This is a genomic window from Candidatus Rhodobacter oscarellae (genome assembly GCF_001078595.1).
Lineage (GTDB): Bacteria > Pseudomonadota > Alphaproteobacteria > Rhodobacterales > Rhodobacteraceae > Rhodobacter_B > Rhodobacter_B oscarellae.
Genome location: NZ_LFTY01000002.1, coordinates 68,347 through 86,939 on the forward strand (window position 1 = coordinate 68,347; position 18,593 = coordinate 86,939).

An 18,593-nucleotide genomic window follows, 5' to 3' on the forward strand; every position below is an offset into this window, starting at 1 on the left:
GCCGGAATGCGCGCATCTAGAGCGCGAGTCGCGGCGGGGCTTTGCAGCGCCCACGGCAATGGGCAATGTCGGTGTCAGGGCGTGCGTACCTACCCAACAAGTAACGATCACGCGCCCTATCCGTTACCCTTCCCCTTCTCTCTGGTCTGGCCCTTCTTGGGTCAGACCAGAATTTTCCCTTAGGCTTATCGACACGAGCTTTACGCGGCTAATTGCCGATTCAGCCGCCCTTTTTATGCCTTGGGTTGCGCAAACGCTGCAAAAGGCCGTAGCTGCAACCACAAGTAAAGAAAAAGAAGGAACAGAGGCATGCGGATCAAAATTCTTGCGTTTATTGGACTCACGGCCCTGGCGGGCTGCGGCGATACCTTCGGCGAGCAGTCTCTTTTTGGCGCTGGCGCCGGCGCCGGCGCGGCGGTTCTGCTGGACGGCAACCCCGTGGTCGGGGGCGTCCTGGGCGCTGCGGCCAACGTGGCGTTCTGCAAACAGTTCCCCGAGCGCTGCTGATCTAAACACAAACACATGCCGGGCGACCGGCATCGCTTATGAGAGCCGCCCAGGCCACGCGCCGGGGCGGCTTTTCGCCGTTGGGGAAACCCCGGCCCTACGAACCGGAAGGGGTTAAAAATGTTCAAGAAAATCCTGATCGCCAACCGCGGAGAGATCGCCTGCCGGGTGATTAAGACCGCCCGAAAGATGGGCATCAAGACTGTGGCCATCTACTCGGACGCAGACAAGCAGGCGCTGCATGTGCAGATGGCCGACGAGGCGGTGCATATCGGCCCGCCGCCCGCGAACCAAAGCTATATCGTGATCGACAAGGTCATGGCCGCGGTCAAAGAGACCGGCGCCGAGGCGGTGCATCCCGGCTATGGCTTTTTGTCGGAGAACGCCAAGTTCGCCGAGGCGCTTGAAGCCGCGGGCGTGGCCTTCATTGGCCCGCCCAAGGGCGCGATCGAGGCGATGGGCGACAAGATTACTTCAAAGAAGATAGCTCAGGACGCCAATGTCTCGACCGTGCCGGGCTATATGGGCCTGATTGCGGACGCCGATGAGGCGGTGAAGATCTCTAACGAGATCGGCTATCCGGTGATGATCAAGGCCAGCGCCGGGGGCGGCGGCAAGGGCATGCGAATCGCCTGGACCGACGAGGAGGCGCGCGAGGGCTTCCAGTCCTCCAAGAACGAGGCCGCCAGCAGCTTTGGCGACGACCGCATCTTTATCGAGAAATTCGTCACCCAGCCGCGCCATATCGAGATCCAGGTGCTTTGCGACAAGCATGGCAACGGGATCTATCTGGGCGAACGGGAATGCTCGATCCAGCGGCGCAACCAGAAAGTCATCGAAGAGGCACCCAGCCCGTTCCTGGACGAGGCGACCCGCAAGGCGATGGGCGAGCAGGCCGTGGCCCTGGCGCAGGCGGTGGATTACGCCAGCGCGGGTACGGTGGAGTTCATCGTCGATGGCGACCGGAACTTTTACTTCCTCGAGATGAACACCCGCCTGCAGGTGGAACACCCGGTGACCGAGCTGATCACCGGCGTCGATCTGGTCGAGCAGATGATCCGCGTGGCGAATGACGAAAAGCTGTCGATGGCGCAAAGCGACGTGAAGCTTCACGGCTGGGCCATGGAATCGCGGCTCTATGCCGAGGATCCCTATCGCGGCTTCCTGCCCTCCATCGGGCGGCTCACGCGCTATCGCCCGCCCGCCGAGACCGAAAGCTACAGCCCCGGCGTGACGCCGAGCGCGCCGGTCGTGCGCAACGACACCGGCGTCTATGAGGGCGGCGAGATCAGCATGTATTACGACCCAATGATCGCCAAGCTCTGCACCTGGGGCGCGGACCGGGCCGAGGCCATCGAAGAGATGCGGCTGGCGCTGGACCGGTTCGAGGTCGAGGGCATCGGTCACAACCTGCCCTTCCTCAGCGCGGTCTATGACCACCCAAAATTCATCTCTGGCGACATGACCACGGCCTTCATCGAAGAGGAATACCCCGACGGGTTCGAGGGGGTCACGCTAGAGCGCGGCGCATTGGCGCGCATCGCCGCCGCCGCCGCCGCGATGAACCGCGTGGCCGAGATACGGCGCACCCGCGTCTCTGGCCGCATGGACAACCATGAGCGCCGCGTGGGCACCGACTGGGTGGTGACGCTGCAAGGCGAGAGCTTCACCGTCACCATTGACGCCGACCACGAAGGCGCCACGGTAAGCTTTGATGACGGCTCCAACCACCGCGTCGAGAGCGACTGGACCCCGGGCCAGCCGCTTGCGGTGCTGATGGTGGACGGCGCGCCGCTGGTTCTCAAGGTGGGCAAGCTGCCAGGCGGGTTCCGCCTGCGCACAAGGGGCGCCGAGCTGAAGGTGCATGTGCGCCCCCCACGCCAGGCCGAGCTGGCCGCGTTGATGCCCGAAAAGCTGCCGCCTGACACCTCTAAGATGCTGCTCTGCCCAATGCCCGGCCTGATCGTCAAAGTGGATGTCGAGGTGGGCCAGGAGGTGCAAGAGGGCCAGGCTCTGTGCACCATCGAGGCGATGAAGATGGAGAACATCCTGCGCGCCGAAAAGAGGTCGGTCGTGTCCAAGATCAACGCCGGTGCCGGCGACAGCCTGGCCGTTGATGATGTGATCATGGAGTTCGAATAGACCCATGCACCTTACCCTGCATCTCGGCGTGCATCGGTCTGCCTCTACGCTGATCGACAAATGCCTGGCCAAGACGGCGCTTGCGTCGCCTCAGGCTGGGTTGCGCGTCTGGCAGCCCGGGCGCCTGCGCCGGATGGAGGGGTTCTCGGAATACGCGCGCCATTTCGATGGCAGGGGGCAGCTTAGGGACAAGGACGCCGCCGTGGCCGCGGGCCTGGCAGAGGGCGCGCTGCGCGACGCCGTAGCGGCCGAGGTCAAGGCGGGGACAAGGCACTTGTTCGTGTCCGAGGAGAACATCCTGGGCAGCATGGGGCGAAATCTGCAGACAGCGCGGGCCTATCCCAAGGCGCGCGCGCGCCTCTTGGCGCATCTGCGCCTGTTCCAGCCCGCGCCAAGCCGCATCGCCATTGGGTTGCGGGATTATGCCGCCTTCTGGCAGTCCAGCTACGCCTATCTTTACGCGCGCAGCGGCGGCGAGACGCCGTGCCCTGACGGCGCGGCGATCCTCGAGCAGAACAGCGGCTGGGGGGCGTTGATAGATGTGGTGCGCGGCGTCTGGCCCGGCGCCGAGATCATGCTTTGGCAGCAAGAACGGCTGGGCGGAGCGCTGCGCCAGATCTGCGCGCGCCTTGCGAGTTTGCCGCAGGACATCATTCAACTCGTTGATAAGCGCCTTAACGCATCCAAGCCATTGGCATCGCTGGGCGCCGTCTTCTCGACGGTACAGCGACAGGCATTAGAGGCGCAGTACAAATCCGACATTGCCGAAATGCGCTGCCGCGGCGACGTGACTTGGTTGGACGAAGAGAAATGAACAAAGAAATTGCCCCCCCAACGGCAGTGCTGCCGTTCCTCGCCGCCTTCGTGGCGCTGCTGGCCTTCCTGGCCCTGCAGGACACCGCGTTTCTGACGGCGGGCGGGAATTTTGAGTACCCGCTGGACGACCCCTATATCCACCTCGCCATGGCCGAGCAGATGCGCGCGGGCGGCTATGGGGTGAACGCGGGGGAGTATGCGGCGGCGGCTTCGTCTCCGCTGTTCCCGGTGCTCCTTATGCCCTTCGCCGACACCGAGTGGCATCGCTATCTGCCGTTTGTTTGGAACGGAATCGGGTTGGTGCTTTCGGCGCTTTTGTGGGGGCGCATCCTTAGCCAAGCGGGTTACGGGACAAGCCCATCGGGGTTGCTATTTGCAGTACTCGGGCCGCTGGCGCTGCATTTCGTCGGCGTGGCTTTCACCGGGATGGAGCACAGCCTGCACCTTGCCGCCAGCCTGGGGATCGTGGCGGGGCTGTTGCGGTTCGTGGACCGGGGCGATGTGGGGCGCTTGCTGATGTTCAGCGTGTTGCTCTCGCCCTTGCTGCGGCCCGAGGGGCTGGCACTGGCGGGGATGGCGGTGCTGGTCGTGCTGTCCTACCGGCGCCTGCGGCCCGCGACGACGCTGCTTGTGCTGGGCTTTCTGCCGACGGTCCTCTTCGCGGTCGGTCTGACGCGGCTCGGGCTGGACCCGGTCCCAAGCTCGGTGACCTCCAAGATAGCGCTGCCGCATGAGGCGTCCGGGCTGGCGGGCTACTTTCTAGAAAAGGCGGAAGCCTTGATCAGCAGCGCCAACGCGACGGTGCTGGTGGGCGTGCTGGTTCTGGCCGTGGGCAAGGGGCGGCGTCCGCTGGTCCTGGCGGTGCTCGTGGCGGCTGTCGCGCATGTGTTCCTGGGCCGCTTCGGCTGGATGGACCGCTACGAGGTCTATATTCTGGGCGCGGTGGCGGCGGGGCTTTTAGCGGCGGCGGCGCATGAGCGGCGTTTGCAAATTCTAGTCGTGATCCCAATTCTTTACGCCGGGTCGGTTTACGCCCCGCGCACGCTAAAGCTCTACCCCGACACGCCTCGCGCGGTGTTCCTCCAGCAGGGCCAAATGGCGCGCTTCGCCAAGGAGCATCTGGCCGAGCCGGTGGCGGTGAACGACCTGGGCAAGGTTGCCTGGCAGAACCCCGACTATGTGCTCGACCTGTGGGGGCTTGCCAATCACGAGGCGCGCGAGACGCGACTGCGCCGCCTCAAGCCGGGCTGGGTGGACGGGCTCACTGACGCGCGTGATGTGAAGTTCGCAATGATCTACGAGACGTGGTTCCCCGGCGGGCTGGGCGAGGACTGGCAGCGCCTGGGCGATCTGACGGCGACCGGGCCCGCCTATTACCTGGGCGGCACAAAGGTGTCGTTCTATGTCACCGGGCCACAGGACCCGGCGCCCTATGTGGCCAAGATCGCCGCCTGGGCCGAGGGCCTGCCAGAGGGCGCGGTCTGGCGCTTTGCAGAAGGGGTGTCGCCGTGAGCGGCTATTGCGAATTCAACCGCTCGCGCATCTCGCGCTGCCGCAGGGGCATTTTGTCGATCACGCGGGAAAGCTCGCGCACGTCCCAGGGCGAGGGCTTGCGCAGCTTTACCCCGCCATCCTTGCCGATCAGCGCCAGCTGGAAGCCGCGCGGGCGCAGCTTGGTGCGGATATCCGAGCGCGCCGCCGGATCGGTGTCCGTGATGATCACCACGTCGCGTTCGACCAGATCGGCGGTGCGCGCCAGAAGCAGCTCCACCTGCTCTTGGAAGCGCGGGTCGGCGGGCGTGTCCGCAAAGACCACCACGGGGCGGTTGATCCATAGGAACTCTTCCAGGGTCACATCCGCGGCGTCCAAAGGCCCAATACCTTCCGCGACCTCTACCTCGGCAGAGGCGGGGGCGGCGGTGTCTTCATCCTGCGCCACCGCTGGGGCAGCCAGGAGCGCGACGAGCGCGAATATGATAAACTGGTTCATGCGCCTAGATATAGGGCCCGCGATCCGAAATTCGAAGACCTATCCCGCCGGTTGCTGCGCAATTCCTTGTGCGCGCCGGCCACATAAGAGGATTATGCCATGACTGACAAAGCCGCCTGGGAGGCCCGCGCCGAGAAGGAGCTGCGGGGCCGCGCGCTGGAGGACCTGACCTGGGAGACGCCCGAGGGGATCGCGGTGCAGCCGGTCTATACCGCGGCGGATGCCGAAGGGCTGGCCCATATGGGCGCGATGCCCGGCGAGGCGCCGTTCACGCGCGGGCCGCGCTCGACCATGTATGCCGGCCGCCCCTGGACGATCCGGCAATATGCGGGCTTCTCGACGGCCGAGGAATCGAATGCCTTTTACCGCCAGGCGCTTGCGGGCGGGCAGCAGGGCGTCTCGGTCGCCTTCGACCTGGCCACCCATCGCGGCTATGACAGCGACCACGAGCGCGTGCTGGGCGATGTCGGCAAGGCCGGCGTGGCGATTGATAGCGTTGAGGACATGAAGATCCTGTTCGACGGGATCCCGCTGGGCGAGATCTCGGTCTCGATGACGATGAACGGCGCGGTGATCCCGGTCTTGGCCTCGTTCATCGTGGCGGGCGAGGAGCAGGGCGTCGACCGCGCGGCCCTGTCGGGGACCATCCAGAACGACATCCTCAAGGAGTTCATGGTCCGCAACACCTATATCTACCCGCCCGAGCCAAGCATGCGGATCGTGTCGGACATCATCGAATACACCAGCAATGAGATGCCCAAGTTCAACTCGATCTCGATCTCGGGCTACCACATGCAGGAGGCGGGCGCGAACCTGGTGCAAGAGCTGGCCTTCACCCTGGCGGACGGCAAGGAATACGTGCGCGCCGCGGTCGAGCGCGGTATGGACGTGGACAAGTTCGCCGGGCGGCTCAGCTTCTTTTTCGCCATTGGCATGAACTTCTTCATGGAGGCGGCCAAGTTGCGCGCGGCGCGCTTCCTATGGCACCGGATCATGTCGGAGTTTAATCCGCAAAAGCCCGGTTCGTTGATGCTGCGCACCCATTGCCAGACCTCTGGAGTTTCACTTCAGGAACAGGACCCCTACAACAACATCGTGCGCACCGCCTACGAGGCGATGAGCGCCGTACTTGGAGGAACCCAATCTCTGCACACGAATTCCTTCGATGAAGCCATTGCTTTGCCGACGGAATTCTCCAGCCGAATTGCACGGAACACACAATTGATCCTGCAGAACGAGACCGGGGTGACCAATGTCGTAGACCCGCTGGCGGGCTCTTATTATGTTGAAAAGCTGACATCTGACCTTGCCGATGCCGCCTGGGAGATCATCCAAGAGATCGACGAGATGGGCGGCATGACCAAGGCCGTGGCCAGCGGCATGCCCAAGCTGCGCATCGAGGAGGCCGCCGCGCGCCGCCAGGCCGCGGTGGATCGCGGCGACGAGGTGATCGTGGGCGTCAACAAGTTCCGCTCTGACACCCAGGACGCTGTGGACGTGCGCGACATCGACAATGAGCAGGTCCGCGGGGCGCAGGTCGCGCGCCTGGAGCGCATCAAGGCAACCCGCGATGCAGAGGCCTGCGCGGCGGCGCTGACGTCGCTGGAGCGCGGCGCGGCAGACGGCAATGGCAACCTTTTGGCCCTGGCGGTGGACGCAGCCCGCGCCCGCGCCACGGTGGGAGAGATCAGCATGGCGATGGAGAAGGCATTCGGGCGGCACCGCGCCGAGGTAAAGACCCTGGCGGGCGTCTATGGCGCGGCCTATGAGGGCGATGAGGGCTTTGCCGCGATCCAGCAAGACGTTGAAACGTTTGCCGAAAACGAGGGCCGTCGCCCACGCATGCTGGTGGTCAAGATGGGCCAGGACGGGCATGATCGCGGCGCCAAGGTGATCGCCACGGCCTTCGCGGATATCGGGTTCGACGTCGATGTCGGCCCGCTGTTCCAGACCCCAGAAGAGGCCGCCCAGGACGCCATCGACAACGACGTGCATGTGGTGGGCATCTCCAGCCAGGCGGCGGGGCACAAGACCCTCGCGCCCAAGCTGATCGAGGCGTTGCAGGCGCAAGGCGCGGGCGATATCATCGTGATCTGCGGCGGGGTGATCCCGCAGCAGGATTATGACTTCCTCAAGGCCGCGGGGGTGAAGGCGATCTTTGGTCCTGGCACGAACATCCCCGCCGCGGCGCAGGACATCCTGCGGCTGATCGGCGAGGCGCGCAGCCCGGCGGCGGCGGAGTAGATGGCCAAGAGGGGGCTGATAATCGCGGGCATGGCGGCGGGACTCGCCTGGGCCGTGGCGTTGATCTGGATCGGCAGCGCCTATGTGAACATCCCCGTCTTCAGCTTCCAATCCGTTGTTTTATGGGCGTTTCTGCCGCCGGGGGCGGTCTATGCGCTGATGATCGCGCGCATGGCAGCGCGGCGGATGTTCGACGACGCGCTGATCGACGGCCAGGCGCCCACCGGCGCGGCAGAGATCGACCGCCGCGTGGCGCAGAACACCCTGGAACAGCTCGTCCTGGCGCTGCTCATCTGGCCGGGGGCGACGCATCTGATCGTCACCGATGGGCCGGGGGTGCTGGTGATGCTCGGCTTCGGCTTCGCCGTCGCGCGGGTGCTGTTCTGGATCGGCTACCACATCTCGCCGCCGCTTCGGGCCTTCGGCTTCGCGGCAACCTTTTACCCCTCCGTCCTGATCCTGATCTGGGCGGTCCTATGGTGGATATTCCCATGACGCAGACCCTTTCGTTGGACCATTTCGTGGTCTCTGCCCTGGACCTGGACGAGGGCGTGGCCCATGTCGAGCAGGTGCTGGGCGTGACGCTGGCCCCCGGCGGCAAGCACCCCGATATGGGCACGCATAACCGCCTGTTATCCTTCGGGGATTGCTATTTTGAGGTGATCGCGCCCGATCCGGACGCCGCCCCGCCCGATCAGCCGCGCTGGTTCGATCTGGACAATTTCGCGGGCCCGCCACGGCTGACGAACTGGGTGGTGCAGGGCCAGGATCTGGCCGCGGTCAGCGGCGATGCCCCTGACGCCTTTGGCGCGCTGACCACGCTGAGCCGGGGCGACCTTACATGGGAGATCCTGATGGCCGCGGATGGCAAGCTGCCGTTTGGAGGCGGCTTTCCGGGGCTGATCGGCTGGGGCGATACCCCGCACCCCACGACGCGGCTGCCGGATGTGGGCTGCCGTCTGCGGCGCTGGGAGGTGCAGCACCCGCAGGCCGAGGCGCTTCGCGAGGCGCTGGATCGTTTCGGCGGCGGGCTGAGCGCGCATATCCACCAGGGACCTGAGCTGGCCTTTCGCGCCGAGATTGAGACCCCGAACGGGGTGCGGGAACTGCTCTAGGCGGCCAATGCCTGTTGCACGGCCTCGGCAATCCGCGCGCCGGTATTCTGGGCGCGGTAGACCGGGCGGGGCGGGCGCATCTCGGCTCGCGTGTCGCGGAGCAGCCATTGGGTTTGCTCTAAGGCTTGCAGCGTCTGCGACAGCGCCCGGTCAGTGATCGGCGGCAGGAGGCCCTTGATTTCAGAAAAGAATTTGGGCTGCCGGCTGACGGTCAGGACCGGCACGGTCCAGGCCCGCCGCAGCAGGGGCGCCTGGGCCTCGGCCCCAAGCGCCGCGTCAATGGACCGCGAGAGCGCGGCCATCTGCGCGCCCTGTTCGGTCAGTCGGTATTCCGGCCGCAGGGGGTGGCCGTGACCCGGATTACGCTCCAGATGCCCAAGCTCCACGAGGTGGCGCAGGCTCTGCGCGAAGGCGGTGCGCCCGGCGCCAGAAGCGGCCAAGAGCTGTGCCTGGCGACCCGGCACGCCGTCATGCATCAGCCGCAGGATCTCTAGCGACCAGGCGCGGGATGTGAGCTTGACAACGTCAGTTACGTCCATAAAGTATAGTATATATATTTCCAGTATTGGAGGCAAGAATGCCCGTAGCGGAATTGCGCAACACGATCACACTGGCCGTGTCGGTGACGGATCGCCACAAGAGCGCCGAATGGTACGATAAGATGTTGGGGTTTAAGCTTCTTTATCACGCCGACTCGGTCGGCTGGAGCGAGCTTTCCACCATGACCGACGGCGTCACCCTGGGCCTTGGCGAGCAGGCCGAGCCCAGCCCCGGCAATAGTGTGCCGGTGTTCGGCGTGGGCGACATTGATGCGGCGCGCGGGGCGCTTGAGGCCGAGGGCGTGCGGTTCGACGGCGAGACCATGGTCATCGACGGCATGGTCAAGACGGCGAGCTTTTATGACCCCGATGGTAACGCGCTGATGCTTGCCGAGGATCTCACGCAGAACGGCTGAACCCGTTGAAACAACAGCGAAATGGCGGGCGCCTGGCCCGCCACTCGCGACCTTGATCTGCTGCGATCAGCGGCTGAAGCCGTCCCAATCGCCGGTGAAGATCGCGCCCATATCCATCGCATAGGCGGCTTGCTTAAGCTCCTCCGGCACGTCGCCGCGGAAGATGAACGGGCCCGGCGTGGCGATCTGGCTGATCTGTGGGAAGAACTTCGCGGCCGTCTCGGAAAGGTGGTAGCCGAGCGCCTGGCCGTCCTCGAACACCTCGCGGATCACCAGCTGGTGGCCGGTCTCCGACACGGCGATCTCGTAGACCAGCAGCCCGGGTTCGTTGGCCTCCAGCACGCCGCCGACCTGGTCGTAGGTGGCGATCAGCTGCTGTTCCATGCCGGGCTTGGCGGTCCAAACATAGGTCAGGTCGATCTCGGTGGAGCCGGCGGTGGCGGCAGCGCCGGTCAGGGCAAGGGCGGTTGCGGCGGCAAGGGTCTTGGCTTTTTGCGTGATGGTCATTGGAAGTCTCCTTGGGTGAAGCGATTTGGGGTTCGATTGCGTCTGTGCATCTTTAATGGACCGATTGGTTCAATATTGTCAAGAAATAATTTGGACCAAGTGTTCCAATTATAAAATGGATGTGCTAGATCAGGGCCATGAGCACCATCGAAACAGCCGAAGCTTCTGACGCGCCGGGACGCGGGCGCCCCAGGAAGTTCGACGAAGAGACGGTCCTGGACGCATTGACCGCTCTCTTCTGGGAGAAGGGATACGAGGCCACCTCGATGGCCGATATCCTAAAGGCCTCCGGGCTGAACAAATCCAGCCTTTACAATAGCTTCGGCTCCAAAAAGGACCTCTTCCGCCGCATCCTGGACCGCTATGTCGAGACCCGGATGGAGGGGTTCGCGCAGATGGCGGAGGCCAGCGGCGCGGCGGGCAAGGGCGCGCTGCGCGCGTTCCTAGAGGCGGTGTTCGCCTTTGGGCGGGCGGGTTGCCTGGCGGTGAACACCACGACCGAACTGGGCACCTCGGACGCGGCGGTTAGCAACGTCGCGCGCATCTATCGTACCCGCATCCGGGCGGCGTTGCGCATTGTCATCGAAGCGGCGACGGCGCACGCCAATCCCGGCGCAGAGCTGACCGAGGCGCGCACCGAGATGCTTCTGGGGTTCCTGCTTGGCTACGCCATGTCCGCGCGCACCGGCGCGGATGAGGCAGAGATGACCGGGTTCACCGCGGCGGCCTACACGATCATCGAAGACTGGTAGGCCGGGACGCGGGGCGGCCCCAGCGGCGCGGCTTAGCCGTCCTCGGAGGGCCCGCCGCCGGCCTTCCAATCGGGGAAGCCGCCGACATTGGCCACGTTCTGATACCCCATATCCTTCAGCGTCTTACCGGCCAGCGCCGCCTGGCCGCCCTTGCCGCAGACCAGCACGATATCGGCGTCATGGGTCAGGCTGGGCTCGTGGAAGGGCGTGGCGGGGTCGGCGGCGAACTCGATCATCCCGCGGCTGATGCGCTTGGCGCCCGCGATGGTGCCGGTCTCGGCGATCTGGCCGCTGTCGCGCACATCCACAAAGACGGTGCCGCCCGCGGCGTGCTTGGAGACGGCCTCGTCAACGGAGATCTTGGGCACAACGGCGTCGGCTTCGTCGAGATAGTCCTTGGCGGTTTTCATGGCGCAGGCTCCGAAAGCAGGTGTTAAATTTGGTGGATTGAGGCTAAGACCGCTATGCTACTACCTTGGCGGGTAACTTCAAGAAGATGATGATGTGGTCGTCTTTGGATCAGGATTGAGATTGAGGCTATAATGCGTAGGATTGTTTGGGAGTTAGCTCAATGAATGAGAAAGCGAGACGCATATTCAATTTGGTTATGATCAAGCCGACGCATTACGATGATGACGGCTATCCGATCCAATGGCTGCGCTCGATCATCCCATCAAACACGCTCGCTGCGCTGAACGGATTGGCCGAAGATTGCATCTCCGGCGAAGTTCTGGGGGCCGACGTTGAAATCCGCCCGCATGTGTTTGACGAGACGAATGCGCGGATCCGGCCTGACAGGATCATAAGCCAATTCCAAGACGACGGCTCTAAGGTTTTGGTGGCCTTCGCGGGGGTTCAGTCGAACCAATTCCCCCGCGCCATCGACTTGGCGAAACAATTCCTGGATGCCGGATTTATGGTCGCCATCGGTGGGTTTCACGTTTCTGGCTGTCTGGCGATGCTGAAAACGCTGCCGCCAGATATCCAAGCCGCGAAAGACATGGGCATCACGCTTTTCGCTGGCGAGGCGGAAGAGGGGCGCCTGGGGCAGGTTCTGCGCGATGCTGACAATGGGCAGCTGAAGCCGATCTACAACCACATGAACGATCTGCCCAGCCTGGAGCTTCAGCCGCATCCCTTCCTGGACCTCAAACTAATCGGGCGGGTTCAAAATGACTTCTCTAGCTTCGATCTAGGACGCGGCTGCCCCTACCAATGCTCATTCTGCACGATCATAAACGTGCAGGGGCGCAAAAGCCGGTTCCGCTCTGCTGACGACCTAGAGGCAATCGTGCGCAAAAATGCCGCGCAGGGCATTCACAAGTTTTTCGTGACGGATGATGACCTGGCGCGCAACAAACGTTGGGAGGAGTTTTTCGACCGGCTGATCGAGTTGCGCAAAGAGGGGCTTGGGGTCGAACTGTTTGTGCAGGTCGATATGCTGTGCCACAGGATCGACGGTTTCATTGAAAAGGCCTGCAAGGCTGGCGTGACGCGCGTGTTCATGGGGCTTGAGAACATCAACCCAGAGAACCTCTTGGCTGCAAATAAGCGGCAGAACAAGATCACCGAATACCGGCTTATGATGCAGGAATGGCGGCAATATGGGGCGGCTCTCTATGCGGGGTACATCATCGGCTTCCCCGGCGACACAAAGGACAGCGTGCTGCGTGACGTTGAGATCATCAAGCGCGAGCTTCCGTTGGATGTGCTGGAGTTCTTCTATCTAACGCCACTACCGGGGTCCGCGGATCACAAGAAACTTGCCGAAGGCGGGGTCTGGATGGACCCGGACATGAACAAATACGATCTGTTCCATCGCGTGACGCATCACCCAACGATGTCAGATGACGAATGGGAAGATACCTATCGGGCGGCTTGGGCGGCGTTCTTCACGGATGAACACATCGAAACAATCGGCAGACGCGCCGTGGCGCAGCCAGTTAAGGGCGTGAATGTCGACGAGGTTTACGAGTTCTTCATGTCCTATCAGATCGAAGGCGTCCACCCGCTGGAGGGCGGCGTGCTGCGTCGCAAGTATCGGCGCGATCGCCGTCCCGGGCTGCCACTGGTCAACCCGCTGATCTTTTACCCGGTTCACGCCTTTGAGACGATCACCAAGCTTCTGCGCTACGCTCTAGGCTATTGGAAGGCGCACAGAATGCACAAACGCATCCATGCGCGGCCCGATAAACGAACCTATCGCGATGTCTCTACAACGCCGCCAAGAACCAGCGATATTGATGAGCTGTCGCTTTTAACGGAAACGGCCGGGGCCAGGGGGGCCATACGCCGCAGCAAGGTGCAAAACGCGGCGAAATCCGGTGCGGGCGAAGTTCCAATGCTGGATTCGGCGTAGCGCAAGGTCACAATCCCACATTTCAGTCTTGGCAGGCGGAAACTTTCCGACTATTCAGCGGGCTCGGCTTGCTCGATTCTTTTCGTCTAGCCGTATTCGTCCAAGACGGTGGGTTGGGGCAAAATCCCCGCTAATTCCTGCCCGAGACGGGATCACTCCAGATTGGCCGAGGGCATGCGCTCGCGGGCGGTTTGCGGTCCCGTAATACGGACCCAACCGCTGGCTTGAGCCGGCAAAACTGAGCCGGGCGGGGCAACCCGCCCATAATGGAGTGAAACTGTGGATAGAGCCCAAAAAGAGAAAGTGGTCGACGAACTCGGCCAGATCTTCGAGAGCTCTGGCGTTGTGGTCGTAGCCCACTACGCAGGTCTCACGGTTGCCGAGATGCAAGATCTCCGGGGTCGCATGCGCGAAGCCGGCGGATCTGTACGCGTCGCCAAGAACAGGCTCGCCAAGATCGCCCTTGAAGGCAAAGATAACGCCGTTATCGCTGACCTTCTGACGGGCATGACCGTACTCGCCTATTCCGAAGACCCAGTGGCTGCGGCCAAGGTCATGGAAGCCTACGCCAAGGATAACAAGAAGCTTGAGATCCTGGGCGGCGCTATGGGTGAGACGGCGCTGGACCGCGCCGGTGTCAAAGCAGTGTCCGATATGCCGTCGCGCGAGGAGCTTATTGCCTCCATCGTCGGCTGCATCGGCGCACCCGCTTCGAACATCGCCGGGGCCATTGGCGCACCTGCTTCGAACATCGCTTCGATCCTCTCCTCCATCGAGGAGAAGGCCGAGGCGGCTTAAGGCAAACCGGATACCTGCGTGGGGGACAAGCCCGCACGTTGGAACACATCTTAGGAACGGAAACTGAAAAATGGCTGATCTGAAGAAACTTGCCGAAGAGATCGTGGGTCTGACCCTGCTCGAGGCACAAGAGCTGAAAACCATCCTCAAGGACGAGTACGGCATCGAGCCCGCCGCCGGCGGCGCTGTGATGATGGCCGGCCCGGCCGGTGGCGACGCCGGTGGCGCCGCTGAAGAAGAGCAGACCGAGTTCGACGTGATCCTGAAGGCCGCTGGCGCCTCCAAGATCAACGTCATCAAGGAGGTCCGCGCGATCACCGGTCTGGGCCTGAAAGAGGCGAAAGACCTGGTCGAGGCCGGCGGCAAGGCCGTCAAAGAGGCCTGCTCCAAGGACGAAGCCGAGGAGATCAAAGGCAAGCTGGAAGCAGCTGGCGCCGAGGTCGAGCTCAAGTAATCCAACTTTTGGTTGGAACAAGAAGGCCGGGCCCCAGCGCCCGGCCTTTTTTGTCTGTAATGCGGGTTTTGCTCCCTTTCGGGATGCAATTGCATCTGTCCGCATTGTGCACTTCCGGATAACCGGAAGATGGCCTTTTGATGCCGTCGTCCTTGCGACTGGCATGCGCATAGCCGCCCTTACTTATTCCTGTAACGTTGCCATCAGCTCTCGCATGAATCGGGCCGAGGCGACCGGCAGCGTGCGGCCCCGCTGTTGGCCCAGCAGCAGATTACCCGGCGCGACGTCCTGCTTTGCCAGGGGTATTGCGACCAAATCCGGCGTGCGCGCCATGTTCAGCCCAATGGGGAACTGAAAGCTGATCATGTGCTCCCATTCGCTGTAGTGGCACATGAAGTCGAAGCTGTCGGATTCAATGACCGGATTCACCTTGTCAGAGGTTGTGCGCCGCGCGGCGGTCTCCAGCAGGACGCGCACCGCGTATTTCTCAGACGGGGCCACATGAGGATAGCGCAAGGCGTCGCGCAGGCGGATCGTTTCCCGCCCGGCGAGGGGGTGGCTGGCCAGCATCACGGCGCAGATCGGTTGCGCCATGGTATAGACGATCTCGAAGTCGACCATTGTGCGCGGCTCGAACACCAAGGCGATGTCGCTTGCAAACTCGGACAGCTCGCGTTCCGCGGCGACGCGATCGCGGTTGTTGACGGTGAATGTCACCCCCGGATGGTTATGGCGGTACCGCGCAATCACCTGCGGCAGGAAAAATGGCAACAAAGCCTGCGAGCACGCGATGGAGACATGCCCGCGCCGCACACCGGACAGGTCCGATACCTGGGACTTCAATCGCGCAAAGTCTGAGCGCTGCGACCGGATATGGTGCAGCAGCAGCTCGCCCGCCGGGTTCAACCGCATGCCGCGCGGAAGGCGCTCGAAGATCTCGTACCCGAACTCGTCCTCAAACCGATTGATCCGCCGGTTCAAGGCCGAGGCCGTGATATGCATGTCCTCCGCCGCCTTGCGGATCGACCCCGCGCGGATCACGCCTTCGATGAATTCAAAGTCCTTCAGATATCGCATTGCCGATCTCGATCCTAAGCGGTGCGTTTTTTGCACCGGTTTTGTGAATTATTAGCATTTGTTTCCAATGCCTTGCGCAACGAAGCTGTCGATGTGAAGCACAGGAATCGGCGATGTTCTGGAAAACGATGGATAAAATGGCATGAGCGCCGGAATTCCACTCACTCTGTCAGCCTTGCGCAAGGCCTACTCGGATGGCGTGGATCCAGCGCATATCGTCGAGCAGGTCTACGCCAGGATCGCAGAGGTCGCGGACCCGATGGGCCCCAACAACATGCTGGGCACCGACACCAACTTTGTGAACCTGATGGATATGTGCGGCATCGCCGTCCCGGCGCCCGCACAGCCTGACGGATCGCGGAGCGACCTTTGTGCGCCAAGACGCCTGCGCCCCGGATTACACGTTCCACGCCCTGACCGTGGGGCAAGTGCCGCGTCCCGGAATGTTGCGCACGACGCAAGGCGCGGGCGGGGCGATCACGGTCGAGCTGTGGGACATGCCGGTCACGGGTTTTGGCGGGTTCATGAAAACCATCCCGGCTCCTTTGGGCATTGGCACCATCACTTTGGCGGACGGGACGGCGGTTCAGGGTTTCGTCTGTGAGGCCATCGCATGCGAAGGCGCCAAGGACATCACCCACATTGCAGATTGGCGAAAGTACTTGGCCGAGACGACCTGAAGTAAGAGCGCGCGCCGTATGCGCCCACCGAAGATACGCGGCGATGCGTGACACAACATGGAGACCAAAATGACTGAGATTTCGAGAAGAAGACTGTTACAAGCCGGTGTCGTGACCGCTGCGAGTTTGCCATTCCTGCGGGCCATGCCCGCCCAAGCGCAAAGCAGCGATGTATTGGTGGCCGTGAACGGTCAGACCATCAACAGCCTGGATTTGCACCGCACCGGCACGAACCGGCCCAGCTATCAGGTGGCGATCAACTGCTATGATCGGCTGGTGTCCTTTGGCACCAAGCCCTCAACCGGTGGCGGGCTGGAGTTTGACTATTCCAAGGTCGAGCCCGAACTGGCCGAAAGCTGGAGCGTCTCTGAGGACGGCCTGGTTCTGACCTTCAACCTGCGCGACGCCACGTTCCAGGATGGCAGCCCGGTCACCGCCGCCGACGTGAAATGGTCCTTTGACCGGGCGGTGTCGCTTGGCGGTTTCCCCGCGGTTCAGATGAAGGCGGGCGGCTTTGTGCGGCCCGACCAGTTTGCCGCGATTGACGAGAAGACCTTTCAGATCAATCTGGATGCGCCCTCGAAACTGGCCATTCCCGACCTTGCCGTGCCGATCCCCTTTGTCATCAACTCGAAACTTGCGATGGCGAATGCGACCGAGGAGGACCCGTGGGCCACGGAGTATCTGCACCTCAACACAATCGGGTCAGGCGCCTTTAAGGTGGCCCGCTGGACGCCGGGCGAGCAGTTGATCTACGAGCGCAATGACGATTGGGCCAGCGGCCCGCTGCCCGCCTATAAGCGGGTGGTGATCCGCGAAGTGCCCTCGGCGGCGACCCGCCGCGCGGTGATCGAACGGGGCGACGCGCAGGTGTCGTTCAACATCCCCAGCAAGGACGCTTTGGAGCTGTCGGAGCTGATGGAGGTCAATTCGACCCCGATCGCCAATTGCATCAACTGCATCGGCCTGAACACCAAATTCGAGCCGTTCCAGGACGCCGACGTGCGCAAGGCCGTGGCCTATGCCATCCCCTATGAGGCGATCTTTCAGACCGCCGCCTATGGCCGTGGCGCCCCGCTTTGGGGGGAAGAGACCGAGCGCGGGGACATCGCCTGGCCGCGCAAGACCGGCTATGTGGAAGACCTCGACAAAGCCAAAGAGCACCTTGCCAAATCGGGGTTCCCGGACGGCTTTGAAGTGCCGTTCTCGATCAGCCTGAACCAGCTTGACTGGATGGAGCCGACGGCGCTGTTGATCCAGGAAAGCCTTGGCAAGATCGGGATCACCGTCACGATTGACAAGATCCCCGGAGCGGATTGGCGCACGGCCTCGCTGGTGGAGAAACGGCTGGCCTTCCACCTTGAGGGCTTCGGCGGTTGGCTTGATACGCCCGACTACTACTTCTTCTGGGCCTATAAGCACGGGCACCTGTTCAACTCGTCCAACTACCACAACGAAGAGATCGAGGCGCTGGTGGATGTCACCCTGCCGATGGAGGTCGACCATCCCGACTATGAGCCGAACGTGAAGCGCATGCTTGAAATCGCGCTGGAGGACCTGCCGCGCATCCCGCTTTGGCAACCTGCGCTGAACGTCGCCTTGAACGGGGCCACGGATTACGAGTTCTGGTTCCATCGGCAATTGGACGTGCGTCCAATCAAGCCAGCGTAATGTCACCTCGCGCCAGGATCATCGCTGCGCGCTTGGCTCAGGCCATCCCGGTTATCATCGGGGTGGTCATCATTACCTTTGTCCTGACCCGCGCGCTGCCCGGTGACCCGGCGGTCTATTTCGCGGGCGACGCGGCGGATGAGGCTTCGATCCAGCAAGTGCGCGAGGCGCTGGGGCTGGACAAGCCCCTGCCGCAGCAATTCCTGATCTATGTCAGCGACCTGCTGCGCGGCGACTGGGGCAACAGCCTGTCCACCGGCCAGCCGGTGCTGTCCGATCTGGCGCGGCGCCTGCCGGCATCGCTTGAACTGACCTTGCTGTCGCTGATCCTGTCCTGTGCCATAGCGATCCCCCTTGGCGTCATGGCCGCGACCAAGCCGGGCTCGTGGCGCGACCACCTGTGCCGCGTCGCCGTGACGGCCGGAGTGTCCTTGCCGACCTTCTTCACCGGCATCCTGTTGATCTATATATTCTACTACCTTCCGTAATGGGCCAGTTGATGTCAAGGACAGCGTTTTCACCCTCA

20 protein-coding genes are annotated in these 18,593 nt (G+C 62.9%); 15 read left to right on the forward strand and 5 right to left on the reverse strand.

Annotation, left to right across the window (positions count from 1 at the left end):
- The first annotated feature begins 309 nt into the window (after positions 1–309).
- The 4 genes from AIOL_RS05375 (at position 310) to AIOL_RS05390 (ending at position 4,977) form a co-directional block, all read left to right on the forward strand.
- Complete coding sequence (locus AIOL_RS05375; RefSeq protein WP_049642043.1) at positions 310–507, forward strand: hypothetical protein; 198 nt, start codon at positions 310–312, stop codon at positions 505–507.
- A 120-nt stretch (positions 508–627) separates the two neighbouring features.
- Positions 628–2,649, forward strand: a complete 2,022-nt coding sequence (locus AIOL_RS05380; protein ID WP_049642044.1) for an acetyl-CoA carboxylase biotin carboxylase subunit — start codon at positions 628–630, stop codon at positions 2,647–2,649.
- Between the two features lie 4 nt (positions 2,650–2,653).
- Entirely contained in the window at positions 2,654–3,463 is an 810-nt protein-coding gene (locus tag AIOL_RS05385; RefSeq protein WP_049642045.1) for a hypothetical protein, read from the forward strand.
- Positions 3,460–4,977 carry a hypothetical protein gene (locus AIOL_RS05390; RefSeq protein WP_152912379.1) on the forward strand — a complete coding sequence of 506 codons (1,518 nt, stop codon included), beginning with the start codon at positions 3,460–3,462 and terminating at the stop codon, positions 4,975–4,977. Before AIOL_RS05385 ends, AIOL_RS05390 begins: the two co-directional genes overlap by 4 nt.
- Positions 4,978–4,981: 4 nt before the next feature.
- Here AIOL_RS05390 and AIOL_RS05395 read toward each other — a convergent pair whose 3' ends face one another.
- Positions 4,982–5,455 (reverse strand): DUF4174 domain-containing protein, encoded by a 474-nt coding sequence (locus tag AIOL_RS05395; RefSeq protein WP_049642047.1) that lies wholly within the window; start codon positions 5,453–5,455, stop codon positions 4,982–4,984.
- Positions 5,456–5,554: 99 nt separating this feature from the next.
- Between AIOL_RS05395 and scpA the strand changes: the two genes are divergently transcribed.
- The 3 genes from scpA to AIOL_RS05410 are packed head-to-tail and all read left to right on the forward strand — an operon-like array spanning position 5,555 to position 8,814.
- The gene (gene scpA / locus AIOL_RS05400; protein WP_049642048.1) at positions 5,555–7,699 is read left to right on the forward strand and encodes a methylmalonyl-CoA mutase; all 2,145 of its coding nucleotides are present in this window, start codon (positions 5,555–5,557) and stop codon (positions 7,697–7,699) included.
- Positions 7,700–8,194: an MAPEG family protein gene (locus AIOL_RS05405; RefSeq protein WP_049642049.1), complete on the forward strand. Its 495-nt coding sequence runs from the start codon at positions 7,700–7,702 to the stop codon at positions 8,192–8,194. It begins immediately after the preceding gene.
- Positions 8,191–8,814 (forward strand): VOC family protein, encoded by a 624-nt coding sequence (locus AIOL_RS05410; protein WP_049642050.1) that lies wholly within the window; start codon positions 8,191–8,193, stop codon positions 8,812–8,814. Before AIOL_RS05405 ends, AIOL_RS05410 begins: the two co-directional genes overlap by 4 nt.
- Here the strand turns inward: AIOL_RS05410 and AIOL_RS05415 are convergent.
- Positions 8,811–9,353 (reverse strand): winged helix-turn-helix transcriptional regulator, encoded by a 543-nt coding sequence (locus tag AIOL_RS05415; RefSeq protein ID WP_049642051.1) that lies wholly within the window; start codon positions 9,351–9,353, stop codon positions 8,811–8,813. The genes AIOL_RS05410 and AIOL_RS05415 overlap by 4 nt on opposite strands.
- A 38-nt stretch (positions 9,354–9,391) precedes the next feature.
- Here AIOL_RS05415 and AIOL_RS05420 point away from each other — a divergent pair, with 38 nt between their 5' ends.
- Positions 9,392–9,769 carry a VOC family protein gene (locus AIOL_RS05420; RefSeq protein ID WP_049642052.1) on the forward strand — a complete coding sequence of 126 codons (378 nt, stop codon included), beginning with the start codon at positions 9,392–9,394 and terminating at the stop codon, positions 9,767–9,769.
- A 66-nt stretch (positions 9,770–9,835) separates the two neighbouring features.
- Here AIOL_RS05420 and AIOL_RS05425 read toward each other — a convergent pair whose 3' ends face one another.
- On the reverse strand, positions 9,836–10,276 hold the full coding sequence (locus tag AIOL_RS05425; RefSeq protein WP_049642053.1) for a putative quinol monooxygenase: 441 nt from the start codon (positions 10,274–10,276) through the stop codon (positions 9,836–9,838).
- 137 nt (positions 10,277–10,413) lie between these two features.
- Here AIOL_RS05425 and AIOL_RS05430 point away from each other — a divergent pair, with 137 nt between their 5' ends.
- Complete coding sequence (locus AIOL_RS05430; protein WP_049642054.1) at positions 10,414–11,028, forward strand: TetR/AcrR family transcriptional regulator; 615 nt, start codon at positions 10,414–10,416, stop codon at positions 11,026–11,028.
- A 32-nt stretch (positions 11,029–11,060) separates the two neighbouring features.
- Here the strand turns inward: AIOL_RS05430 and AIOL_RS05435 are convergent, their stop codons facing one another.
- On the reverse strand, positions 11,061–11,438 hold the full coding sequence (locus tag AIOL_RS05435; RefSeq protein WP_049642055.1) for a rhodanese-like domain-containing protein: 378 nt from the start codon (positions 11,436–11,438) through the stop codon (positions 11,061–11,063).
- Positions 11,439–11,635: 197 nt separating this feature from the next.
- On the opposite strand from AIOL_RS05435, the gene AIOL_RS05440 reads away from it, so the two are divergent.
- The 3 genes from AIOL_RS05440 (at position 11,636) to rplL (ending at position 14,639) form a co-directional block, all read left to right on the forward strand.
- Positions 11,636–13,387, forward strand: a complete 1,752-nt coding sequence (locus AIOL_RS05440) for a B12-binding domain-containing radical SAM protein (protein WP_152912380.1) — start codon at positions 11,636–11,638, stop codon at positions 13,385–13,387.
- A 279-nt stretch (positions 13,388–13,666) separates the two neighbouring features.
- Positions 13,667–14,185: a 50S ribosomal protein L10 gene (gene rplJ, locus AIOL_RS05445; RefSeq protein ID WP_049642057.1), complete on the forward strand. Its 519-nt coding sequence runs from the start codon at positions 13,667–13,669 to the stop codon at positions 14,183–14,185.
- A 70-nt stretch (positions 14,186–14,255) separates the two neighbouring features.
- On the forward strand, positions 14,256–14,639 hold the full coding sequence (gene rplL, locus AIOL_RS05450) for a 50S ribosomal protein L7/L12 (protein ID WP_049642058.1): 384 nt from the start codon (positions 14,256–14,258) through the stop codon (positions 14,637–14,639).
- Between the two features lie 183 nt (positions 14,640–14,822).
- Here rplL and AIOL_RS05455 read toward each other — a convergent pair whose 3' ends face one another.
- Positions 14,823–15,716 carry a LysR family transcriptional regulator gene (locus tag AIOL_RS05455; RefSeq protein ID WP_049642059.1) on the reverse strand — a complete coding sequence of 298 codons (894 nt, stop codon included), beginning with the start codon at positions 15,714–15,716 and terminating at the stop codon, positions 14,823–14,825.
- Between the two features lie 347 nt (positions 15,717–16,063).
- Between AIOL_RS05455 and AIOL_RS05460 the strand changes: the two genes are divergently transcribed.
- The 3 genes from AIOL_RS05460 to AIOL_RS05470 all read left to right on the forward strand — a co-directional run bounded on the left by AIOL_RS05460 (position 16,064) and on the right by AIOL_RS05470 (position 18,555).
- Positions 16,064–16,396 carry an allophanate hydrolase-related protein gene (locus tag AIOL_RS05460; RefSeq protein WP_394298934.1) on the forward strand — a complete coding sequence of 111 codons (333 nt, stop codon included), beginning with the start codon at positions 16,064–16,066 and terminating at the stop codon, positions 16,394–16,396.
- Between the two features lie 69 nt (positions 16,397–16,465).
- Complete coding sequence (locus AIOL_RS05465) at positions 16,466–18,067, forward strand: ABC transporter substrate-binding protein (protein ID WP_049645274.1); 1,602 nt, start codon at positions 16,466–16,468, stop codon at positions 18,065–18,067.
- Positions 18,067–18,555, forward strand: coding sequence for an ABC transporter permease (locus AIOL_RS05470; RefSeq protein ID WP_049645275.1), 489 nt, complete (start codon positions 18,067–18,069; stop codon positions 18,553–18,555). Before AIOL_RS05465 ends, AIOL_RS05470 begins: the two co-directional genes overlap by 1 nt.
- Positions 18,556–18,593: the final 38 nt, after the last annotated feature.

Coding starts and splice junctions, on each gene's coding strand:
- AIOL_RS05425 (WP_049642053.1), bottom strand. CDS start 10,276: ATGACCATCACGCAAAAAGCCAAGACCCTTGCCGCCGCAACCGCCCTT.
- AIOL_RS05435 (WP_049642055.1), bottom strand. CDS start 11,438: ATGAAAACCGCCAAGGACTATCTCGACGAAGCCGACGCCGTTGTGCCC.
- AIOL_RS05430 (WP_049642054.1), top strand. CDS start 10,414: ATGAGCACCATCGAAACAGCCGAAGCTTCTGACGCGCCGGGACGCGGG.
- AIOL_RS05470 (WP_049645275.1), top strand. CDS start 18,067: ATGTCACCTCGCGCCAGGATCATCGCTGCGCGCTTGGCTCAGGCCATC.
- AIOL_RS05410 (WP_049642050.1), top strand. CDS start 8,191: ATGACGCAGACCCTTTCGTTGGACCATTTCGTGGTCTCTGCCCTGGAC.
- AIOL_RS05395 (WP_049642047.1), bottom strand. CDS start 5,455: ATGAACCAGTTTATCATATTCGCGCTCGTCGCGCTCCTGGCTGCCCCA.
- AIOL_RS05455 (WP_049642059.1), bottom strand. CDS start 15,716: ATGCGATATCTGAAGGACTTTGAATTCATCGAAGGCGTGATCCGCGCG.
- AIOL_RS05390 (WP_152912379.1), top strand. CDS start 3,460: ATGAACAAAGAAATTGCCCCCCCAACGGCAGTGCTGCCGTTCCTCGCC.
- AIOL_RS05420 (WP_049642052.1), top strand. CDS start 9,392: ATGCCCGTAGCGGAATTGCGCAACACGATCACACTGGCCGTGTCGGTG.
- AIOL_RS05380 (WP_049642044.1), top strand. CDS start 628: ATGTTCAAGAAAATCCTGATCGCCAACCGCGGAGAGATCGCCTGCCGG.
- AIOL_RS05415 (WP_049642051.1), bottom strand. CDS start 9,353: ATGGACGTAACTGACGTTGTCAAGCTCACATCCCGCGCCTGGTCGCTA.
- AIOL_RS05385 (WP_049642045.1), top strand. CDS start 2,654: ATGCACCTTACCCTGCATCTCGGCGTGCATCGGTCTGCCTCTACGCTG.
- scpA (WP_049642048.1), top strand. CDS start 5,555: ATGACTGACAAAGCCGCCTGGGAGGCCCGCGCCGAGAAGGAGCTGCGG.
- AIOL_RS05405 (WP_049642049.1), top strand. CDS start 7,700: ATGGCCAAGAGGGGGCTGATAATCGCGGGCATGGCGGCGGGACTCGCC.
- rplL (WP_049642058.1), top strand. CDS start 14,256: ATGGCTGATCTGAAGAAACTTGCCGAAGAGATCGTGGGTCTGACCCTG.
- AIOL_RS05375 (WP_049642043.1), top strand. CDS start 310: ATGCGGATCAAAATTCTTGCGTTTATTGGACTCACGGCCCTGGCGGGC.
- AIOL_RS05465 (WP_049645274.1), top strand. CDS start 16,466: ATGACTGAGATTTCGAGAAGAAGACTGTTACAAGCCGGTGTCGTGACC.
- AIOL_RS05440 (WP_152912380.1), top strand. CDS start 11,636: ATGATCAAGCCGACGCATTACGATGATGACGGCTATCCGATCCAATGG.